The organism is Methylotetracoccus oryzae (assembly GCF_006175985.1).
GTDB lineage: Bacteria > Pseudomonadota > Gammaproteobacteria > Methylococcales > Methylococcaceae > Methylotetracoccus > Methylotetracoccus oryzae.
In genome coordinates this window covers 17797-37608 of sequence record NZ_SRSH01000004.1, presented here as the reverse complement: position 1 = coordinate 37608, position 19812 = coordinate 17797, and the positions used below count along the sequence as shown (strand labels likewise).

Annotated in this window: 11 protein-coding genes; 6 read left to right on the top strand and 5 right to left on the bottom strand. The window is 64.1% G+C overall.

Annotated features, from left to right (window positions below):
* Positions 1 to 31: 31 nt before the first annotated feature.
* On the bottom strand, positions 32 to 8755 hold the full coding sequence (locus BWR02_RS05445; protein WP_139556744.1) for a glycoside hydrolase family 94 protein: 8724 nt from the start codon (positions 8753 to 8755) through the stop codon (positions 32 to 34).
* 328 nt (positions 8756 to 9083) lie between these two features.
* Here BWR02_RS05445 and BWR02_RS05440 point away from each other — a divergent pair, with 328 nt between their 5' ends.
* The 3 genes from BWR02_RS05440 to BWR02_RS05430 all read left to right on the top strand — a co-directional run bounded on the left by BWR02_RS05440 (position 9084) and on the right by BWR02_RS05430 (position 12028).
* Complete coding sequence (locus BWR02_RS05440; protein WP_139556743.1) at positions 9084 to 9809, top strand: Crp/Fnr family transcriptional regulator; 726 nt, start codon at positions 9084 to 9086, stop codon at positions 9807 to 9809.
* A gap of 383 nt (positions 9810 to 10192) precedes the next feature.
* Positions 10193 to 10948 carry a Crp/Fnr family transcriptional regulator gene (locus BWR02_RS05435; RefSeq protein WP_139556913.1) on the top strand — a complete coding sequence of 252 codons (756 nt, stop codon included), beginning with the start codon at positions 10193 to 10195 and terminating at the stop codon, positions 10946 to 10948.
* A gap of 312 nt (positions 10949 to 11260) precedes the next feature.
* Complete coding sequence (locus BWR02_RS05430; RefSeq protein WP_139556742.1) at positions 11261 to 12028, top strand: Crp/Fnr family transcriptional regulator; 768 nt, start codon at positions 11261 to 11263, stop codon at positions 12026 to 12028.
* Positions 12029 to 12106: 78 nt separating this feature from the next.
* Here the strand turns inward: BWR02_RS05430 and BWR02_RS05425 are convergent, their stop codons facing one another.
* Positions 12107 to 12970 carry a transglutaminase family protein gene (locus BWR02_RS05425; RefSeq protein ID WP_139556741.1) on the bottom strand — a complete coding sequence of 288 codons (864 nt, stop codon included), beginning with the start codon at positions 12968 to 12970 and terminating at the stop codon, positions 12107 to 12109.
* A gap of 206 nt (positions 12971 to 13176) precedes the next feature.
* Between BWR02_RS05425 and BWR02_RS05420 the strand changes: the two genes are divergently transcribed.
* Positions 13177 to 13503, top strand: a complete 327-nt coding sequence (locus BWR02_RS05420) for a chaperone modulator CbpM (RefSeq protein ID WP_162560030.1) — start codon at positions 13177 to 13179, stop codon at positions 13501 to 13503.
* A 99-nt stretch (positions 13504 to 13602) separates the two neighbouring features.
* On the top strand, positions 13603 to 14430 hold the full coding sequence (locus tag BWR02_RS05415; protein WP_139556739.1) for a transglutaminase-like domain-containing protein: 828 nt from the start codon (positions 13603 to 13605) through the stop codon (positions 14428 to 14430).
* Positions 14431 to 14524: 94 nt separating this feature from the next.
* Here the strand turns inward: BWR02_RS05415 and BWR02_RS05410 are convergent, their stop codons facing one another.
* From BWR02_RS05410 to BWR02_RS05400, 3 genes are all read right to left on the bottom strand, one after another.
* The gene (locus BWR02_RS05410) at positions 14525 to 16270 is read right to left on the bottom strand and encodes an ABC transporter ATP-binding protein/permease (protein ID WP_139556738.1); all 1746 of its coding nucleotides are present in this window, start codon (positions 16268 to 16270) and stop codon (positions 14525 to 14527) included.
* Positions 16271 to 16497: 227 nt separating this feature from the next.
* On the bottom strand, positions 16498 to 17832 hold the full coding sequence (nhaA, locus tag BWR02_RS05405) for a Na+/H+ antiporter NhaA (RefSeq protein ID WP_139556737.1): 1335 nt from the start codon (positions 17830 to 17832) through the stop codon (positions 16498 to 16500).
* A complete protein-coding gene (locus BWR02_RS05400; protein WP_139556736.1) occupies positions 17829 to 18524 on the bottom strand; it encodes a VIT1/CCC1 transporter family protein in 696 nt (231 codons plus the stop codon). Before BWR02_RS05400 ends, nhaA begins: the two co-directional genes overlap by 4 nt.
* 150 nt (positions 18525 to 18674) lie before the next feature.
* Between BWR02_RS05400 and BWR02_RS05395 the strand changes: the two genes are divergently transcribed.
* A complete protein-coding gene (locus tag BWR02_RS05395; protein ID WP_139556735.1) occupies positions 18675 to 19811 on the top strand; it encodes an ABC transporter permease in 1137 nt (378 codons plus the stop codon).
* The last annotated feature ends 1 nt before the right edge of the window (position 19812 follow it).

Sequence of the window (19812 nt, the reverse complement as noted above, 5' to 3'; positions counted from 1 at the left end):
AGCGGTTGCACGTAATTTATGTTCTGTTTCATTAGCCCAGCACCACCTGCACTTCGTGCGTTCGTCCGTCGTCTTGTAAGGTGATGCCGGTCGCTATCGGCTGGGATTCTCCGTCCAGCACGATGCGGCTGACGCCGCGCGTCACGCCATTCGGATTCCGGACAGTGATTTCATAGCGCGCCGTTCCGTGCCGATAGGCCATGCGGTAACCGGGCCAGGCTCTGGGAGTGCACGGATCGATGATCAGGGTATCGGCCTGGACCCGCAGCCCTAAGACCCATTCCAGTCCGGCCCGGTGAAACCAGCCCGAAGCGCCGGTGTACCAGGTCCACCCGCCGCGTCGGACATGTGGCGGCTCGGCATAGATGTCCGCTGACAGCACGTAGGGCTCCACCTTGTAGGCATAAATGCCGGTCCGGGTTGCCGTGCGGTTGATGGGATTCAGCATACGGAGCAGCTCCGCCGCCTGATCCCCGTCGCCGAGCATTGCGTAGGCGATGACGGACCAGATGGCCGCATGGGTGTACTGGCCTCCGTTTTCGCGGATCCCCGGCGGATAGCTCTTGATGTAGCCCGGGTCCCGCTCGGTGCGTTCGAAGGGCGGGGTAAACAGCAGCACCAGCGCGTCGCCATAACGCACGAGGAATTCGCGGAGCGAGTCCATGGCCCGCTGGGCGCGCTCCGGGTTCGCTGCACCGGAAATCACGCCCCAGGTCTGCGCGATGGAGTCGATCCGGCACTCGGCATTGGAAGCGGAACCGAGCGGGCTGCCGTCATCGAAATAAGCCCGCCGGTACCAGGCGCCGTCCCATCCGTCCGCCTCTACCGCGGCCTTGAGTTGGCTTGTATGTTGGCGCCATCGCGCCGCTCGCGCGTTCTCTCCGCGGGCCTCGGCCACCGTGATGAAGTCGGGCAAGGTGGCCAGCAGAAACCAAGCCAGCCACACGCTTTCGCCTTTCCCCTGAAACCCGACCCGGTTCATGCCGTCATTCCAGTCGCCGCTGCCCATCAGCGGCAAACCGTGCCCACCCGTGCCCAGGCTCAGGTCGAGGGCCCGCGCGCAATGCTCGAACAGCGTCGCGGACTGCATCGACACAGTGGGGTCGAAATAGGCGTCATCCTGCTCCGGGTCGAGCGCCAGGCCTTCCAGGAACGGCACCGTCTCGTCGAGCACGGCGGCATCGCCACTCACTTTGATGTAGTGAGTCACGGCGTAAGGCAACCAGATGCGGTCATCGGAGAAATGGGTACGCACCCCGCGCCCGGAGGGCGGATGCCACCAATGCTGCACATCGCCTTCGGCGAACTGACGCGCCGCGGCCCGAAGGAGGTGAGCACGGGTGAGATCAGGCCGCGCGACCGCCAACGCCAGACAGTCCTGCAATTGATCGCGAAACCCGAAGGCCCCACCGACCTGGTAGAAGCCCGCCCGGGCCCAGAGGCGGCAACTCAGTGTCTGGTACAGCAGCCAGCGGTTCAACATCAGGTCGAGCGCCCGGTCCGGGGTCTTGACCTGCACCTTGGCCAGCAGACTATCCCAGGACTGCGTCACCTGGGCCAGCGTCGTCGCGACCGCCGTGGCGCGATAGCGCTCGATCAGCTCGCGCGCCTGCATGCGGTCTTCCGCCTGTCCGAGGAGAAAGACGACCTCCGCGCTGCCGCCGGGCTCGAGTTCGATCACCGTCTCCAGTGCCGCGCACGGGTCCAGTCCGGCGCCGACGCGCCGCTTCAACACATGGGAACCCAACAGTCCGGCCGGTGCCTGCAGGCTGCCATTGCGGCCGATGAACTCCGCGCGATTGGCAGTCCAGCCGGTCTGTAGCCCGGAGAGGTCGGCAAAGGCGATACGATGGCCGAATTCCCGGTCTCGGGCGTTGTAGGCAAACATGGCGCCAGTGCCCGCGTCCCGCTCGGTGATGGTGTGAAATGCGGTGACGCTGCGCGACGCGCCGAGCACCCATTCTGCGTAGGCGACGACGGTCAGCCGGCGGCTTCGGCTGGACGTATTCGTCAGCGTCAGGGATGAGATCTTGACCGGATCGTCCGGACTGACGAATTGCAACAGCTCGCTGTGGATACCGTGGGACGCATGCTCGAAACGGGTGTAGCCCTGACCATGGCGAATCACATAGCTCGCATTGTCGACCCGGATCGGCAGAGCGGTCGGACTCCACAATGCGTGGGTTTCGTCATCGCGCAAATAGAAGGCTTCCCCGGGCGGATCGCTGACCGGGTCATTGGACCAGGGTGTCAGCTGGTTCTCGCGGCTGTTGCCGCACCAGGTGCAGCCGCTGCCCAGTTCGGAGACCGTGAAGCCGAAATCGGCATTGGCGATCACATTGATCCACGGGGCCGGAGTCCATTGCCCCTTGTCCAGCACGATCACGTATTCGCGACCGTCGTCGGCGAATCCGCCGAGCCCGTTGAAGAACTCCAGCGGTGGCGCCACCAGGGCCGCGGTGTCGGTGTCGGCGACCGCGACCGGCTTGGGCGGAACGAATGCCGCGGCGGGCCTCGGGTGTCGCAACAACTGTTCGGCCAGCGTGCCCCGACTGCTGACGAGCACCGCGCGCGCCGCCGTCTGGAGCAGCAGCCGTTCTTCGTCTGCCAGCTGATCGACCCGCAGCACGAACACGCTGCCGTGCGCGGCATGCGCCGGGTGGCCCGACAACGCCTGGCTTTCCCGGATCATGCCTTCCAGCAGGGTCTGGAGTTCCTGGGCGTAGGACAGCTCCCTTTCGTTCAGGACCAACAGGTCGACGGCGAGACCCTTCATGCGCCAGTACTCGTGGGCGCGCATCAGCTGGTCGACGATGGTCCGGTCCTCCGGTCCGGAGACTCGCAGTAACACGATCGGAAGATCGCCGGAAATGCCATGCCGCCACAATCCGGTGACGTTCAGGGTATTTAGTTGCATCGCCCGGCTGGATGGTCGTAGCGAGGGGTCGGCATAGATCAGGCGGTTGGCCAGATCCTGAAATAGATGAGCCTCGTCGGGTTTGGTGCGCAGATGGTGCAGTTGCACATGGGCGTGCGTCCACGCCAGGGCCGACACGCGGTCGAAGGCAGCCACGTTGTGGTACTTGTCCGCGAGATCCTCCGCTGCCTCCCGTGACTCGGCGACCAGGGTCGTGAACGTCATGTGCGCCGTCGCGCCCGGGGCAATGCGAACCCGGGTGCGCAAGCTGAAGATCGGATCGAGAACGGCGCCGACGGTGTTCGTCAACGGGCGGCCGTCGATGACCGCAATCGGTTCCCGCAGCGTCTGTCCGCGCCCGATGAAACGCGCCCGGTCCGTTTCATATTCGAGCCCGTCGCCGGTGCGGCGGCCGGCGATCACATGGGCTGCCCAGAGCGTCGGGTCGGCGGACGTGCGCGGCTGCCGGCGCGCCAGTAGCGCGCGCGAACGGGGCAGATATTCGGTCCGGATAAACAGATTAGAAAAAGCCGGATGCGCGATGTCGGCGGTCAGGGGTGCCAGCACGACCTCCGCGTACGAGGTGATCTCGATTTCCCGCTCGCCGGTTCCGGTGTTCAGCAGGCTCAGGCGCCGCACTTCGGCATCGTCCTCGGGCGACACGACGATCTCGAGTGTACTGACCAGGGTGCCGTCCGTGCGAGTGATGCGGGCGCGGTCTTCGGCAAAGCTGACGTGGTAGTGTTCCGGCAATGCGGCTGTGGGCTGATACCCGGCTGACCAGACCTGACCGCTGGCGATATCGCGCAGATAGATGAAGCTGCCCCAGCCATCCCGCGTCGTATCTTCGCGCCAACGCGTGACGGCCAGATTCTGCCAGGCGCTGTAGCCCGACCCTGCGGCCGTGATCATCACGGCGTAACGGCCATTGGACAATAGATGCGCGGAGGGAACGGTAGAGGTGGGCGAGGGTGCCCGCCGAATCGGCGGCTGGGCCGATTCCTTGACGTCGGACAGCAGGTCGAGGTAAGGCATGCTGCTCGTTTCCGCGCCGCGCGGAATGCGCTCCTGCAGCAACAGATCGACCGCCTGGATCAGCGGCACGTGATGGAAGCGATGGCGCATCGCACCGTCATGCACCACATTCGCGAAGGCGACTAGGGACATGCCCTGATGGTGTGACATGTAGCAGCGAACGATGCCGACGCGCAGCCCCTCAGCCAGCCGGATCGGTGTGAAATCGAGGGCTTCGTAGAAGCCGTAGCGCCCCAGGGCCCCCTCCTTTTCAAGCCGCGCGAAGTTCGCGACGGCGGCATGCGGCAGGTACATGGCGGCCAGCGCCGTCGCGTACGGGGCGATCACCAGGTCGTCGCCAAGTCCTCGTTTCATCCCCAGGCCCGGCACGCCGAACGCGGCGTACTGATAGGTGAAGGCGAGATCGCGGACATTGAAGGCCGACTCGGAAATGCCCCAGGGGACGCCGCGCTTTGCGCCGTATTCGATCTGTCGCTTCACCACGAGGCGGCAGGTCTGATCCAGCAGGCTGTAGCGCGGGGTAAAGGTCACCAGCGACGGCATCAGGTATTCGAACATCGATCCCGACCACGACAGCAGGACCGTGCCGCGGGCGGCGCGTGTCACGCGTCGGCCCAGGTGAAACCAGTGCGTGCTGGGGACATCGCGCTTCGCGATCGCGATGAAACTGGTGAGGCGTGCCTCGGACGCGAGCAAATCGTAATAGCTCGGATCGAGGTCGCCTTCCGTCACCCGATAGCCGAGCGCAAACATGTGGCGCTCCGCGTCGTAGAGAAAGCGGAAGTCCATCGCGTGGAACAGTTCGTCCAGCTGCGTTGCCAGCAACTCCAGCCGGCAGGCGAGCGCTTCGGCCTGCTCGCCGGAGCGCTCCAGGATCGTTGCCGGTGCTTGATCGCCCGGTGCCAGTGCCAGCCGTTCGGGCGCAGCGTCGACCTGGCTTACGGCCAGCGCGCAAGCGCGCGGCAGGTCGGTGAGGCACGTGTCCAGGGAAAGCGCTTGCCGCCATGGGCCGGGGAGCGGTGTCTCGCCGTCCGCTGCGAGCTGAGCGTGGAGACGGTCGGCAAAATGGATCCAGGGCACCAGGGTGTCCACATCGCGCACGTGGGAGCGGAGGTCGTCGCGCAGGGCCTCCGTCCAGGCCAGCACTTCGCTGTCGCCGTCGTCGCCGCGTTCAGCGGCATGGGCGCGCGCCAAATCGAGCAGCGTGTCGGCGCAGGCCGTCAAGCGGCCCCACAGCTGACTCCACCCGGCCGGGTCAACCGGAACGCTTCCCAACAGCCCCGCGAGCATAACGGCTTGTTGGCTCAGCTCTTTGCGGGTCACCGTGAGCGTGCGCCGGTCATCATTGACTCGATCGAGCGCGGCCATCAGCAGGCTATGGGTATCCGCGAGACCGGTCAGTGCGTTCGGGAACGCCAGCGGTCGCTTCAGTGCTTCACGGCAGGCTTGAGACAAAGCCAACAGATGCCCGGCCAGGTTCCCGCTATCCACGGTCGACACATAGCGCGGTTCCAGCATATGCAGATCGCGCGTGTCATACCAGTTGTAGAAATGGCCATGGAGACGCGGCAGCGTGTGCAGGGTTCTCAGCGTCGCTTCTAGCCGGTCGACGGCGTCCATCAAGCCGAGCCACCCGAAATCCCGGGCCGCCACGACGGACAGCAGATAGAGGCCGAAATTGGTGGGGGAGCTGCGATGGGCGATAACGGGTTGGGGGTCTTCCTGAAAGTTGTCCGGCGGCAGATGGTTTTCCTCGGCCGTCACGAAACAGGTGAAATAACGCCAGATGCGCCGTCCGATCAGGCGCAGCTGCGCGGAGTCCTGGGGTAACAGGGTTTCGGCCCGGTCGAGTCGCGGCGGGAGGCTCAGTGCGCGGGCAATGACCGGCGCCAGCCACCACAGCAGCAGGAACGGGGCCGCGCCTTTGAGGCCAGCCGGATTGAACAGCAGCACCAGCGCGCCGGCGCAGACGACGATCGTCGATGAACTGCCCAACGGGCGGATCAGGTTACGGATGGCGTAACCCGACGCCGCCTTGGCTTCCAGTGCGGTGACCCACTTCAACAGCTGGCGCCGGGTGATAAACAGCCGGACCAGCGTCCGGGCGATGGCATCCATCATCCGCCAGGCGTGTTGGGCGAGCAGGGTCAGCGCCACCGCGCTGTTGCCCACGGCCCAGAGTACGTTCTCGCCGGCCGCCCGCACATGCGTCGCCAGCAGGATGCCGCGGCGGGGTGCCGTGAACCCGCCCATGACGGCCAGGATCGCGGGCAGGGCCAGGGCCGTCAGCACGAATCCGATCAGAACACCCTGCGGTGCGTTGGGGATGGCCCAGGTCGCGACCAGGGTGCAGAAAGCGCCGGGCGCCGATAGGGAGCGGCGCAGATTATCGATCATCTTCCAGCGTCCGAGCATCGGCATGCCCTTGCCCCGCAAGCCGAAGATCCAGGGGAGGAGTTGCCAGTCGCCCCGCACCCAGCGGTGTTCGCGTGACGCAGCGACCTCGGTGTGGGAAGGGAATTCCTCGAAGAATTCGATGTCGCTGACCAGCGCGCAGCGGGCGTAGACGCTTTCGAACAAATCGTGACTGAGCTGGGTGTTTTCCGGCACACGTCCGGCGAGGGCCGCCTCGAAGGCGTCGACGTGATACAAACCCTTGCCCGCATAAGTGCCGAGCGCGAACAGATCCTGATACAACTCGGAGACGGCGCTGGCATAGGCGTCGGTCCCGGATGCGCCGGCAAAGAGCCGGTGAAACAACGAGCGTTCCCGTCGCTCCGGCAGCGTCGGCGTCACGCGGGGCTGGAGAATCCCGTAGCCATCGACGACACGCCGAGTGCGGGCGTCGAAGACCGGCTGGTTCAGGGGATGGGCCGCCACGCCGACCAGATGCGATACCGCACCGATGGGCAACTTCGTGTCGGCGTCCAGCGTGATGACATAGCAGACGCCGGGCGGCGCGGTGGCGGGTTCGCCGTCCAGCGGCAGAAAGGAGGTGTCGGCGGCACCACGCAACAGACGGTTGAACTCATGCAGCTTGCCGCGTTTGCGTTCCCAGCCCATCCACTTGCCCTCGCCGGGATTCCATAGGCGCCGGCGGTGGAACACGAAAAAGCGCTGTCCGCCGGCGTACTTCGCGTTGAGCGCGGCCACGGCCGTGCAGGCCAGGTTCAATAATGCTTCGTCGTTCGGCATGGCTTCTTGCGGGGCATCCGCCCAATCCGACAGCAGGGCGAAGCGCACATGGCCGCCGGCATTGGCGAGATAGCGAATCTCCAACTGTTCCACCTGCTCTTTGACCCCGGCTTCACTGGTGAACAGCGTCGGCACGACGACGAAAGTGCTGAGCGTCTGGGGCACACCGTTCTTCAACTCGAGACGGGGCAGGTGGCGCGGCGGCAGGGCCGCAATGATCGCCCGGTTGACCAGGCCGACGGCGATATCGGACGCGGGTAACAGGCTGAACAACCCGAGCAGCAACAACGGAAAGCCGGAGACTCCGGCGGCGAGAGCGGCACTGACCGGAAGGGCCAGCAACAACAGGGTCAGCATAGCCAGTGTGCCCAGATAGGCGGGCGCCGCATGCGTCACGTAGACGCGGAGCAGCCGCTGCTTCAGCGATGGTCGATACGCGACGGCCTCTTCGAACGCGCACCGCCCGGCACCGATCAAGTGGTAGCCCGGCTCCTGCTCCCGCGTGTTGCCGACGGAGTTCTCGCCGACGCAACGCACCTTGGCGATCACTCGGCATGCGATATCCACCTCCGTATGGGGAGAACGCTTGGCGAGGTCCTCGACCGCGTGGCGATAACGGTCGCGGGTCAGGAAGTCCATGGCGGCGTAGCCCTCATGAGCGCGCAGGCACGCGTCTACCAGACTGGCATCCTCGACGAACTGAGGCCACTCGAAGGCGGAAATGGCCCGCATGCTGGTGATGATGTTGCGGACCGTCAGGTTGTCGGCGACCTGGTCGGCATGCTCCCGATGCACGATTTCATCGAGGCTGACGCCCTGCTCGTTCAGCCAGTCGTTGAGGACATCAAGGGACAGCGCGGCGCCCGGGTGCGGGTCGTGCAGACGCTGCAGAATTTGGACCGCATAGGCCTGACGCAGCGGAATCGGGGGTAGAACCGCGGGGGGCAGGCTAGGGTCGGGGGTGTCGCTTTGAACGGTAAGCTGTTCGATCCGGTCGACGAACTCGTCGGCGAGTCGACGCCCGTTCTGCGAACGCATGATGCGGACGGCCAGCCGGCGGAGGTTCTCGACCAACAAGACGCGCAGCGTGATCGGTATCGCCCAGAGCTCCCCCAGCGTCAGGGGGTCGACGCCTTGATACGCGTGCACGAACAGCGTCAGCAGATCCGGCGCGAAGCGGCTGTCGGTGTGGGCGACCAAAGCCCACGCGATGCCATAGACACGGGGATAGCCGGCGAGCATGCCTTCGGCCAGCTTGGGTAACTCCCGGTAATAGCTTTCGGGCAGGTCGACGTGGATGTCGCTAACCTGCTCTTCGATGACGTGGAAGTTATCGAGCAGCCATTCCGCCGCCGGCGTGATGGCCTGTTGCCGACCGACGGCCAGGGCGACGGCCTTGTAAGCTTCGAGCAATACCCGCGAGTTTTCCCGCACCCGGGGCATCAGCTTGAGTCCTTGCCTCTGGTGGCTGATTTTCTGTGCTTGCGCCAGACTAACGGCATGTTGTTCCAGGCGTTCGTTGCTGAACAACTCGAAACGGATCGGCTCTTCATCCCCCCCGGGGTGGTCGACTCTCGCGTACCGTCTTCTGTCTCGCCGCCTGATCATGTTGGGATGGTTCCGAGCCTGCAACAGGAAAGCCGCAAGTGGGCTTTTTGCGATGCCGCGGCGCGCTCGAAGCCCTTGCCTGAATGAGAAAACAGCCTAGGCGGAAGGGGTGGCGGGGTCTGTACGGTAACGCACACAGGGTTGCCGTCGCGTTCGGATGGCGCGTGCCTGGGGGTCTGATAACACTCCGGCGACGGCTCGCGCGGCGGACGAGTAGAGCGCTTGGTGCGGTGCCGCACCCATGACGGACCTCTGTGCTAAGCTCGGACACCGGTCCAGGCCCTGTTCATCCCGCGTTCGGTCCGGCGGCAAGAGGAGACGCTCGCTCATGAATGCCCAACCCAGTCCGCGCCAAAACCACCTGCTGAATGTCCTGCCCACCGACGAGTACGAGCGGCTGCTGCCTCATCTGGAACGGGTCGCGATGCCGCTCGGCGACGTGCTATACGAGTCCGGCGGCGAGTTACGCCATGTGTATTTCCCGACCACCTGCATCGTGTCACTGCTCTATGTGATGGAGAACGGTGCATCGGCTGAAATCGCCGTGGTCGGTAACGAGGGCATCATCGGCGTCGCGCTCTTCATGGGCGGCGGCACCATGCCGAATCGCGCCGTCGTGCAGAGCGCCGGTCATGCCTATCGGTTGCGGGGGACCATCATGCAGCAGGAGTTCGACCGCTACGGGGTTTTGCTGCATCTGCTGCTGCGTTACACGCAGGCCTTGATCACACAGATGGCGCAGACCGCCGTCTGCAATCGGCATCATTCCCTGGATCAGCAGCTCTGTCGCTGGCTGCTGCTCAGCCTCGACCGCTTGTCCGGGGACGAGTTGGTCATGACGCAGGAATTGATCGCGAACATGCTCGGCGTCCGCCGCGAGGGCGTCACCGAGGCCGCCGGGAAGCTGCAGCGCGCCGGGCTGATCGAGTATCGGCGCGGCCACATCAAGGTGCTGAATCGCGAAGGTCTGGAAGCGCGCGTTTGCGAATGCTATCAAGTGGTCAAGGCCGAGTTCGACCGCCTTCTGCCCCCCGCCGCCGGCGTGAGCTTTTGATCGCGCACCCAACCGGACTCGCTGTCCGCGAGGCGGTGGTTTAACTGCTGCGATCGCTTGCCGCGCGGGATTCCGCGACAGCTGGACTCCGAGGATGGAGCCGAATCTGCCGCGGTTTCCCTAGGTAGCCCTACGGATTGCGCCCCTGCCGCAGTGACCAAAGAATAGCGTCACCGAAGTGCCGCTGAGTTTCTTCTCCCATCACGCCACGGGGTGTTCAGGATGCGAGCGGCGAAACTCGAGAAGGTGCAGCGCCACCGCGTTTCGTCATCGCCGTTCGGAACCACGCCGGGCTTGGTGAGCGCACCCATGGCCTTTCGGCTGACATCAAGGGCTGATCCGTGGAGTTCCCTATGCCGACGAGACGCTTAGCCATGCCGCTCATGACCGATCGTGGCAGCCCGCGGCAAAATCATCTCCTCGCCTTGTTGCCCGCAGCCGATTACGGGCGTCTTCTGCCGTATCTGGAATGGGTTGAGATGCCCCTCGGCGACATTCTTTACGAGTCTGGGCACGAGTTGCGTCATGGGTATTTCCCGACGGACTGCATCGTGTCCGTGCTCTATTGTGACGAGAAGGGTGCATCGACCGAGGTCGCCATGGTCGGCAACGAGGGCCTCCTCGGCATCGCTCTCGTCATGGGCGGTCGAACCATGCCGAATCGTGGCGTCGTGCAAAGCGCGGGTCACGCCTATCGGCTGCCGCGGTCAATGTTGCAGCAGGAATTCGATCGCTGCGAGGCACTGCAGCATCTGCTGCTGCGGTACGCCCTGGCATTGATTACGCAGATCGCTCAGACGGCGGTGTGCAATCGGCATCACTCGCTGGACCAGCAACTGTGTCGGTGCCTGCTGCTGAGTCTCGATCGGTTGGCCAGCAACGAGTTGAACATGACGCAGGAACTGATCGCCAATCTGCTGGGCGTACGCCGGGAAGGGGTCACCGAGGCCGCCGGGAAACTGCAGCGCGCAGGACTGATCGAATACCACCGAGGTCATATCACGGTGATGGACCGCTCAGGACTGGAGGCGCGGGTCTGCGAGTGCTATCCCGTGGTCAAGACGGAATTCGATCGTCTTCTGCACCCGCCCCTTGGCCGGTTAGCCGGCAACCGACAGGCTGCCGCGATGTACTCGTGAAACAAGCCGTACATCCATTTGGCGAATGGATCGTGCAGCGCCAACATTGCCCGTCGGCATGCCGGAAGGGCCGGTTGCGTTCATCCCAGCCTCCCTGCACTCGAACCCCGGGGCCGGCTCTGCGGACCGCAGAGCTCGCGCCACATGCTCCGATGTGTTTCGCTGGAGCGCCGTGGTCATGGTGCCCTGGTCAAACCTCGATTCCGGATGGATGCGGTCGAAAGGCCGTGCGTGCGCCAGCGTACAGACCGCAATAACCCTTCAGGGTAGTTTTGACGCTCAGGTTTCCCCGCACATCGGAGGAGAGCGCCAGTGCCCTTGAACCAAGCGGTCCCCGCCACCAACCGCCTGCTGGCCGCGCTGCCACGCGAGGATAGTGAGCGGTTGCTCGCCGACTGTGAGGAAGTCGAGCTCATTCTCGCCGACGTCATCTACCGCGCCGGAGAACGCGTGCCGCACGTCTATTTCCCGACCGAAAGCTTAATTTCCCTGTTGACGCCTGTCGAGGGTCACGCGGCGTTGGAAGTCGGCCTGATCGGGAACGAAGGCATGCTCGGTATTACCCTGATGCTGGAAGTCGACACCGCGCCATTCCATGCGCTCGTCCAGGGGGGAGGGCCGGCACTGCGCATTGCGGCGCCGTCCTTCATCCACCAACTCGAGGAGAGTCCGGCGCTGCAACGGGAGTTGAAGCGCTATCTCTATGTCTCGATGAGCCAACTCGCGCAGACGGCGGCCTGCACCCGCTTTCATGTGGTGGAAAAGCGGCTCGCCCGCTGGTTATTGATGACCCAGGACCGGGCGCACTCGGATTCGTTTCACGTCACTCACTTGTTCCTCGCCTACATACTCGGTGTGCGGCGCGTCGGAATCACCAAGGCGGCCAGTTCGTTGCAGCAGCGGAAGCTGATCAGCTACCACCGCGGTGAGATGACCATACTCGACCGTGCTGCGCTGGAGGCCGCTTCGTGCAGCTGTTATCGCGCCGGGGAGGAAACCTATGCGCGTATCCTGGGGTGCGGTGCCGGCAGCGAAGCGAATTCCTCGACGGCGCCCGCTCCCCCGAGCGGAGTGAAGTGAGGCACGAGAGCTATGGCCGCTTCAGCGGTTTCCGTGTCGACCGGCGCAAGCCACGGGGAACGGGAGGCCAGATCAGGCCTACGCGGAAAGCTCGATCACCTCGACCACCACGCGCATGACCGGCGACTGGGGGCTGGCTGCCAGAAACGAACCGGCGACGGGTGGCACCGATTCGGGATGTCGGCTCACGGCTACGGCGATATGATCGTTACCGACCACTTGGCCGCAGGTCGGGTCGAAGCCTTTCCATCCGGCGCCGGGCAGGTAGACTTCAGACCAGGCATGGGTTGCGCCCTGACCTGCCATGAGGGTGGGGGAATAAAGGTAGCCGCTGACAAAGCGCGCGGCCAGACCCAGCCCGCGGCAGGCTTCGATGAACAAGGTCGCGAAGTCGCGGCAGGAACCGGTGCGCCTGGCCAGGGTCGTCGCCGGCGTCTGGACCCCGGGCTCCTCGCGTTGCTGATAGGTGAATCCGGTCGCAATCGCTTTGTTGATCCAGTCCAGCAGGAGATAGGTTTCGACGATCTGGCCGGAATACCAGAATTGCTGCAACCAGGTGTTCAGGAGGCCCGTATCCTGTGTGTAGATCGGCAGCAGGTAAGGATCCAGTTCGATGCGTTCGGCGGCATCGTATTGAAATGGAAACGATACGGCCGAATCCGCCACCAGAAAATCGAGCGGCCGGTCGTCGTAATGCTGCAGGACCAGGCGGCTGTCGATCACGAGTCGGCGGCACGGCTCCTTGAAGGTCACCAGAGCTACTGCGTTGTCGTAGACGTCGCGTTGCCACTGCAATTGATGGGCCGGTGTGATCGTGAGATGGGTCGACTCGATGCGGATGTCGTGCCCCTCGCGGGGGCGCAACAGCAACCGGTGCGGGAGCAGCGTCACGCTGTCAGCGAACTGGTAGGACGTCACGTGCTTGATCTGCAGGTGGCGCATCGGTATCTCTCCAGGCATAAGGCCACGGCAACAGGCGATCGACGGTCCGCCCTGCCACGCGACACGGCGTCATTGAGATATCGGCATCAGAAATGACATCGGTCCGGGCGATTATGCCCATCGCCAGATCACCCGTCATCGGCGATCGGTGACATACACAGTTCGTAATGCCTGATGGGGCACCCCACCCAAACCGGAATGCAGCAATGGAAATCGAACCAACGACACGGCTTTGGCAGCGCAAGCGCTACCGATTTTCCCTGGCCGAACTGGCTGAACTGTCGAGCCTGCCCGAAGCGGAGCTGCGCCAGTGGGTAGACCAGGGCGTGCTGGTGCCGATTGATCCGGAGGCTGCGCAATGGGTCTTCGGGGTGGACCACAGCATCACCGTGCGGATGGCGCGACGGCTGCGCAAGGACATTGCCCGCGAGCCCGACGGCCTGTCTCTGGTCGTCACGCTGCTGGACCGTGTCCAGGCGCTCGAAGCGGAAGTCCGCGATCTGCGGGCAAGCGCTCCGCAGAGTCCGCGTTAGGAGCCCCGGGTTGCAGGATTTTGGTCGGAAACACCGTGCCTTTCACGCTGCAGGGGGAGAACCCCGCGCAATTCATCGCCACACTCTCGAGGAGTCACCATGAAAATCCGGGTCGGCTACGAACTCATCTACGACTGCCCCCAACCGACGCCGATGATATTGACGTTGAGCATTCACTTTACGCGCATCTCCGATATCGTTGTTCCCGATCATCTGATCACGACCCCGTCCCTACCCATCACCGCGTATCGCGATGCCTACGGCAACTGGTGCACGCGGCTCGTTGCGCCGGCGGGCCGGCTCCGGCTTACGGCCGATGGGGTGGTGAACGATACCGGCATGGCCGATCGCGTTGTACCCTCGGCTCCACAGCACTCTGTGGAGGATTTGCCCGAAGAGACCCTCGTGTTTCTGCTGGGCAGCCGTTATTGCGATACCGATCGGCTCTCGCAGACGGCCTGGGATCTCTTCGGCAACACGCCGACGGGATGGGGACGTGTCCAGGCCATCTGCGATTACGTCCATCGCCATGTCACGTTTGGGTATGAACACGCCCGCGCGACGAGAACGGCCGGTGAGACGCTCGCCGAAGGCGTTGGCGTCTGTCGTGACTACGCGCACCTCGCCATCGCGTTCTGCCGCTGCATGAACATTCCCGCCCGCTACTGTACGGGGTATCTGAGTGACATCGGGATACCGCCACCCCACGGTCCGATGGACTTCGCCGGCTGGTTCGAGGCCTACCTGGGCGGCAACTGGTACACCTTCGACGCTCGCAATAACGTGCCACGGATTGGCCGGGTGCTCATAGCGCGGGGCCGCGATGCCGCTGATGTTCCCATCGCCCATACCTTCGGCCCGAACACCCTGTCCTCTTTCCGGGTCTGGACCGACGAGGTGCAGGAGCCCTCCGGGGCAGCAGCGTGAAAGCCGCTCAGTGACACAACGGTGTCACGATGAACGCCGCTGCGTCGACGGCGAATGCGGTCTTTGGGGCCAATGGGCCCCGCGGGAAGGAGCGTCAGTCCCCTGGTGGGGTGCCACTGAGATCGAGTACCGCGTCGATATCCTGATTCACATGGAGCAGTTTCCAAACCCACCCACCTCCTGGCGTGAGTTGGAGCATGGCATCGTAGCAATCAAGGTTCTCGACGTCGTCCCCGGCCGTGACATAGCTTATCGAGTGCTGACTAAGCAACTTCAGGATGCGGCCGACCTGATCGGGGCTCAAGGTCGTCGTGGGTCGGTCCAGGAAAGCGAATTGCGGGGCCGCAAGCATCAAGCGAGCGAAAGCGAGGTGTTGTTGTTCCCCCAGCGAAAGGATCTCGGCCCAGTCCTGCTGCTCGACGTCCAGCCCCCCAACCCGCTCCACGACGTCCTCGACCTCCAGCAGGCGCAGCGTCAGCAGGAGCTGATCATCAGAAAACAGACTCTCCGCACCGGTCCGCACCAGGACTTGACGCAGCGTGCCTTGAGGCAGATAAGGCCGCTCGGGCAAAAAAAAGATCTGATCCGGTTCAGGAAGCAGAATGCGCCCCTCGCCGCGCTGCCAGAGTCCGGCGCTGGCTTTGAAAAGCGCGACTCTGGCGGCTTCGTCGGCTCCCGAGATCAGTACCCGGGTCCCGAAAGGGATCGACAAGGACAGGGTCTTGATCAAGGGGTGGCCGTTTTCCGGCGACCGCAGTGTCAGCCCTTCGTAAGTGACGGCCCCGGCTTGCTCCTCGACTTTGATTTCCGAGCGCTCGGCCGATGGCTTGTGTTCAAAGCCGGCTACTTCCCACAACGCGCTTAGCCGGGATACCACGGCCCCGAAAGAGGAAATGGACTGGAACTGGGTGACGATCAGCGAAAAGGCTCCGACCAGTTGCGCGAAGGCGATCGTCGACTGCGTGATCACACCGAACTCGATCTCGCCCCGTATGAACATCGGCGCTACGACCAATGCCGGAACGATCTGGAGCAGGTAGTTGTAGCCGGCGCTGAAAAACCCGAGGTTCCGGTTCACGGCGACGATCTGCCGGAAATTTTCCGCCAGGTCCGCGATCTGGCGCAGCAATCGGCTCTTGAGCCGCCCCTCGTGGTGCGACATGGCGATCGACTCTGCATTCTCCCGAACATGAATCAGAGCGGCGCGGAAGTCGGCTTCCTTGTCCGATTGGCGAGAGTCCAGATCGCCGAGCCGGTGACCCAGGATGATGGTCAGCAACGTGCCGCACAATGCATAGCCGGCGGCCACGATGAATAGTGTCGGGTTGATCGACCACAGGACCTTCGAAAAAGCCACGACCGTGATAATCCCATTGAGCACCATGATGCTGAAGGACAGTGTCGTGGTTGTCAGGGCCCGGACGTCTTCGGTCATGCGCTCGTCGAGGTTGTCCACTTGCCCGAGCACCTTTGTTCGGTAATAGGTCCGATTGGCGAGATAAAGGGTGACGAGTTGGCCGGTTTGCCACTTTCTCCACAGCAATGCGAGACGCTCCTCGATGAAGCGGGCGCAGACCGAGACGACCGCGGATGCCGCGAACACACCGACGTAAATCTTTGCCTGCCAAACGAACCCGACCATGTCGCGGTTGGCGATGGCAGTCATGAAGTCGCGGCCGACATAGCTGTTCAAGACATTCAGGCCGTTGATGCCAAGCAGCAAGAGGATCAGCAAGATAATCAGCGTGCTCGCCCTGCCGCCAATCTCCGAGGACAACAGCGCTTTGACGACTCCGGCAAAGCGAATCCAAGTCAGCCGGTCAATCAGCGGTCGCTTCATGGTGATCCCCGATGCGTGTCGAACCATTCGGACCTGTCGCCGAGCCCAGCAATGGGTGTCACTGTCGGACCACTGAAGCCCCGTCTGGCTGGCTTGTTGAACACTCTGCAGCGGTCCGGGACGGTTTGTGCCGGCCGCGCGGACCAGGCGCGTCATGCCCCGCACGTTGGAATGGCTACTAGCTCAGCCCCACGGATCCTATCGTGGCAGCCGTGCGACGGCGCGCCTTACTGGCGCGGCAATACCAAGGCCAGCAGCGCCAGGCCCGCCAATGCCGAAACGCCTGACGCCAAGAAAATTCCCAACTTGGCGCTTTCGATCAGATCTCCGCTGAACGCCAGATTGACGATGAACAAGGCCATCGTGAAGCCGATCCCGGCCAGCAGGCTTCCCCCCGCCAGCAACCTCCAGCCCAGAGCGGGAGGGAGGATCGCGATTCCGGACCGCACGGCCAGCCAACTGAAGCCCAGAACGCCCAGGGGTTTGCCGAGCGCGAATCCGACAAACACGGCTACGGTGACCGAGTTGGCCAAGTCGCGCAGGGTTAGAGTGACCCCGGCGTTGGCGAACGCAAACAACGGCATGATGGCAAAACCCACCCAAGGATGGAGCGCCATCTCCAGGCGCTCGATCGGGGACAATGTTTCGCGCGCGGCGATTTCCGCGACCTGCAAGGTGTCCCGATCCTTGGTAGCCCCACTCCCCTCGCTGCTGGCCGGGTAGGCGACGACCTGATCCAGGATGGCGTGGAGACGCTGATCGCTGACCCATCGCCGTGCCGGCGTCATCAGGCCGAGTATGACGCCGACGATTGTTGGGTGGATTCCCGAGGCATCGAAAGCCAGCCAGATCAGTCCGCCGGCGATGCAGTAGATGGCAAAGCTGCGGATGCCGAGCAGCCCCATTCCGCGCACGACAGCGAGACCCAGCCCAGCTAGGCCGAGTGCGCCCCAATCGACGTAGCGGCTGTAACCGATGGCCACGACGAGGATCGCGCCGATGTCGTCAACGATCGCCAAGGAGAGGAGGAATACCCGCAGGCTCGGGGGAATGCGCGACCCGAGGAGCGCCAGACAGCCGATGACGAAGGCCGTGTCGGTTGCCATGACCGTGCCCCAGCCGCTTGCTCCGGGCTGACCGTTCTGCAGCAACAGATACAGTCCTGCCGGCACCAGCATGCCGCCGATGGCACCCGCAATGGATAGCGCGGCCATGCGCGGGTGGTTCAGCTCGCCTAGGATCAGTTCCCGTTTGAGTTCCAATGCGACCAGGAAAAAGAACAGCGTCATCAGGCCGTCGTTGATCCACTCTCTCAGCGACCGGGCGTACTCCATCGAACCGATCTGGAGTCCGATCGGTATCTCCCAAAGGTCCGAAAATGCGCCGGCCCATGGGGAGTTGGAAAGGACAACGGCAGCCACGGTGAACAGCAGCAAAATGGCGCCGGCGGCCGCCTCGATGCCGAGGAAGCGAACGAAGGCTTGTGTCAGCTGGTCGACCGGTTCCGTGGGCAGATGCGCAAGCTCTCCATCCGTCTGCGGGTCGTCGCCTGGTTTGCTCACACTGCAGCTCCGAACAGGGCCCCCACCGTGGCCGTCAAGCCCATCGCGAGCGCACCCCAGAAGGTGACGCGCATGGCTGCAACCATAACCGGTGCGCCACCAGCCCGTGCGGCTACCCCGCCCAACAGCGCGAGGAAACCCAGCGAAGTACCGGAGACCCAGGGAATCAGACCCGATTCAGGGGAGTACAGCGTGACCAGCAGCGGCAGGGCCGCACCGATCGCAAAGCTGGCGGCCGAAGCCAAAGCGGCCTGAATCGGCCGCGCACTCAAGGCATCCGAGATCCCGAGTTCATCGCGCACATGCGCCCCCAGCCCGTCGTGCGCCATCAGTTGGCTGGCGACCTTCTTCGCCAGTGCCGGGGAAAGACCGCGGCTGACGTAGAGCGCGGCCAGTTCCTTGCGCTCGTCGTCATGGTTCGTCGCGAGTTCCTGCCGTTCGCGCTCGATGTCGGCCTGTTCGGTATCGGCCTGCGAGTGGACGGACACATACTCGCCGGCGGCCATCGACATCGCTCCGGCAACCAGACCGGCAACACCGGTGAGGAGCACATTGCCGTGCGTCGCATGGGCAGCGGCCACGCCCAGTACCAGGCTCGCGGTCGACACGATCCCATCGTTCGCGCCCAGCACCGCGGCGCGGAGCCAACCGATGTGTTCGGTCCGGTGTCGTTCCAGGTGACGTGGGCGCATGTCGATCTTCTCTAAAGGGGCCAATGGTAAGACTTACGGGAACGCGGGGTATGCGCACGCGGCAGCACATGGTGACTCCTTCCGTTGCTGAGGCTCTGTGCGCCAGCGTACATACCCGACAAGGCATTTGCTTTAGCTTGCCGGATAGCCATGAAACCGATTCCCTTTGAGCCCGCTGCAGTCGATCAGCCCAGCCCGGCGGAGATCCGGTTGTCCGGATCCTGGACGGCGCGCGGCATCGGCAGCCTGGCACACCGCTTGGAATCAGTGCAAGTCGCTTCGGGAACGGACGCGATTGCCGATGGCGCCCATGTCGAGGCGCTGGACACGGCCGGCGCGTGGCTGCTCCAGGCGCTGCTGCTGCGGCTGCGCGCCGACGGCCAGAAGGTGACGCTACAGGGTTTGCGTCCGGATTTGGCTAGACTGTTCGACGTCGTGGCGCAGCATCTCGCGGAACGCGCCGGTAAGCCCGAACCTGTCGCCGGCCCGTCGTCGACGTGGCTCTACCGACTCGGCGCCAGCACGGCGGCGGGCTTCGAGCAGGCGGCTGCGATGCTCGGATTCGTCGGCGAGGGTGCCGTCGCGCTGGTCGGCAACCTCGCGCATCCGTCGCGCTTCCGGTGGCGTCCGGTCCTGTACAACATTCGGAGCGCTGGATTCGATTCACTACCCATCGTCGGATTGCTGTCCTTCCTGCTGGGGATCGTGGTCGCCTATCAGGGCGCCGACCAGCTCAGACAATACGGCGCCAATATTTTCGTGGCCGATTTGGTGGGGCTGTCGATGCTGCGGGAATTCGCGCCCTTGATCACCGCGATCATCGTTGCCGGACGCTCGGGCTCCGCTTACGCCGCGCAGATCGGCACGATGGCCGTCACCGAGGAGATCGACGCCATGCGCACCATCGGGATCGCACCCCTGGATCTGCTGTTGCTGCCCAAGCTCATCGCGTTGGTGATCGCGCTGCCGCTGCTGACCGTCTTCGCAGACGTACTCGGCGTCTATGGCGGCATGATCATGGCTCGCGCCCAGCTCGGCGTCGGCTTCGGCGAGTTTCTGGACCGGTTCGTCAAGGCCATCAGCATGACCTCCTTTCTGGTTGGCATCGGTAAGGCGCCCGTTTTTGCCTGCATTGTCGCGGTGGTCGGCTGCTTCCAGGGCTTTCGCACCCGGGGCGGCGCCGACAGCGTCGGCCGCCAGACCACGCGCAGCGTCGTGCAGGCTATCTTCCTCGTGGTCGTGGCCGACGCGCTGTTCTCGGTCGCCTTCAGCGCGCTGGGCCTCTGAC

What these genes read in the sequence shown, in the direction of transcription:
- BWR02_RS05445 (WP_139556744.1), bottom strand. Translation starts at nt 8,755, where the DNA reads ATGATCAGGCGGCGAGACAGAAGACGGTACGCGAGAGTCGACCACCCC.
- BWR02_RS05440 (WP_139556743.1), top strand. Translation starts at nt 9,084, where the DNA reads ATGAATGCCCAACCCAGTCCGCGCCAAAACCACCTGCTGAATGTCCTG.
- BWR02_RS05435 (WP_139556913.1), top strand. Translation starts at nt 10,193, where the DNA reads ATGACCGATCGTGGCAGCCCGCGGCAAAATCATCTCCTCGCCTTGTTG.
- BWR02_RS05425 (WP_139556741.1), bottom strand. Translation starts at nt 12,970, where the DNA reads ATGCGCCACCTGCAGATCAAGCACGTGACGTCCTACCAGTTCGCTGAC.
- BWR02_RS05420 (WP_162560030.1), top strand. Translation starts at nt 13,177, where the DNA reads ATGGAAATCGAACCAACGACACGGCTTTGGCAGCGCAAGCGCTACCGA.
- BWR02_RS05415 (WP_139556739.1), top strand. Translation starts at nt 13,603, where the DNA reads ATGAAAATCCGGGTCGGCTACGAACTCATCTACGACTGCCCCCAACCG.
- BWR02_RS05410 (WP_139556738.1), bottom strand. Translation starts at nt 16,270, where the DNA reads ATGAAGCGACCGCTGATTGACCGGCTGACTTGGATTCGCTTTGCCGGA.
- BWR02_RS05400 (WP_139556736.1), bottom strand. Translation starts at nt 18,524, where the DNA reads ATGCGCCCACGTCACCTGGAACGACACCGGACCGAACACATCGGTTGG.
- BWR02_RS05395 (WP_139556735.1), top strand. Translation starts at nt 18,675, where the DNA reads ATGAAACCGATTCCCTTTGAGCCCGCTGCAGTCGATCAGCCCAGCCCG.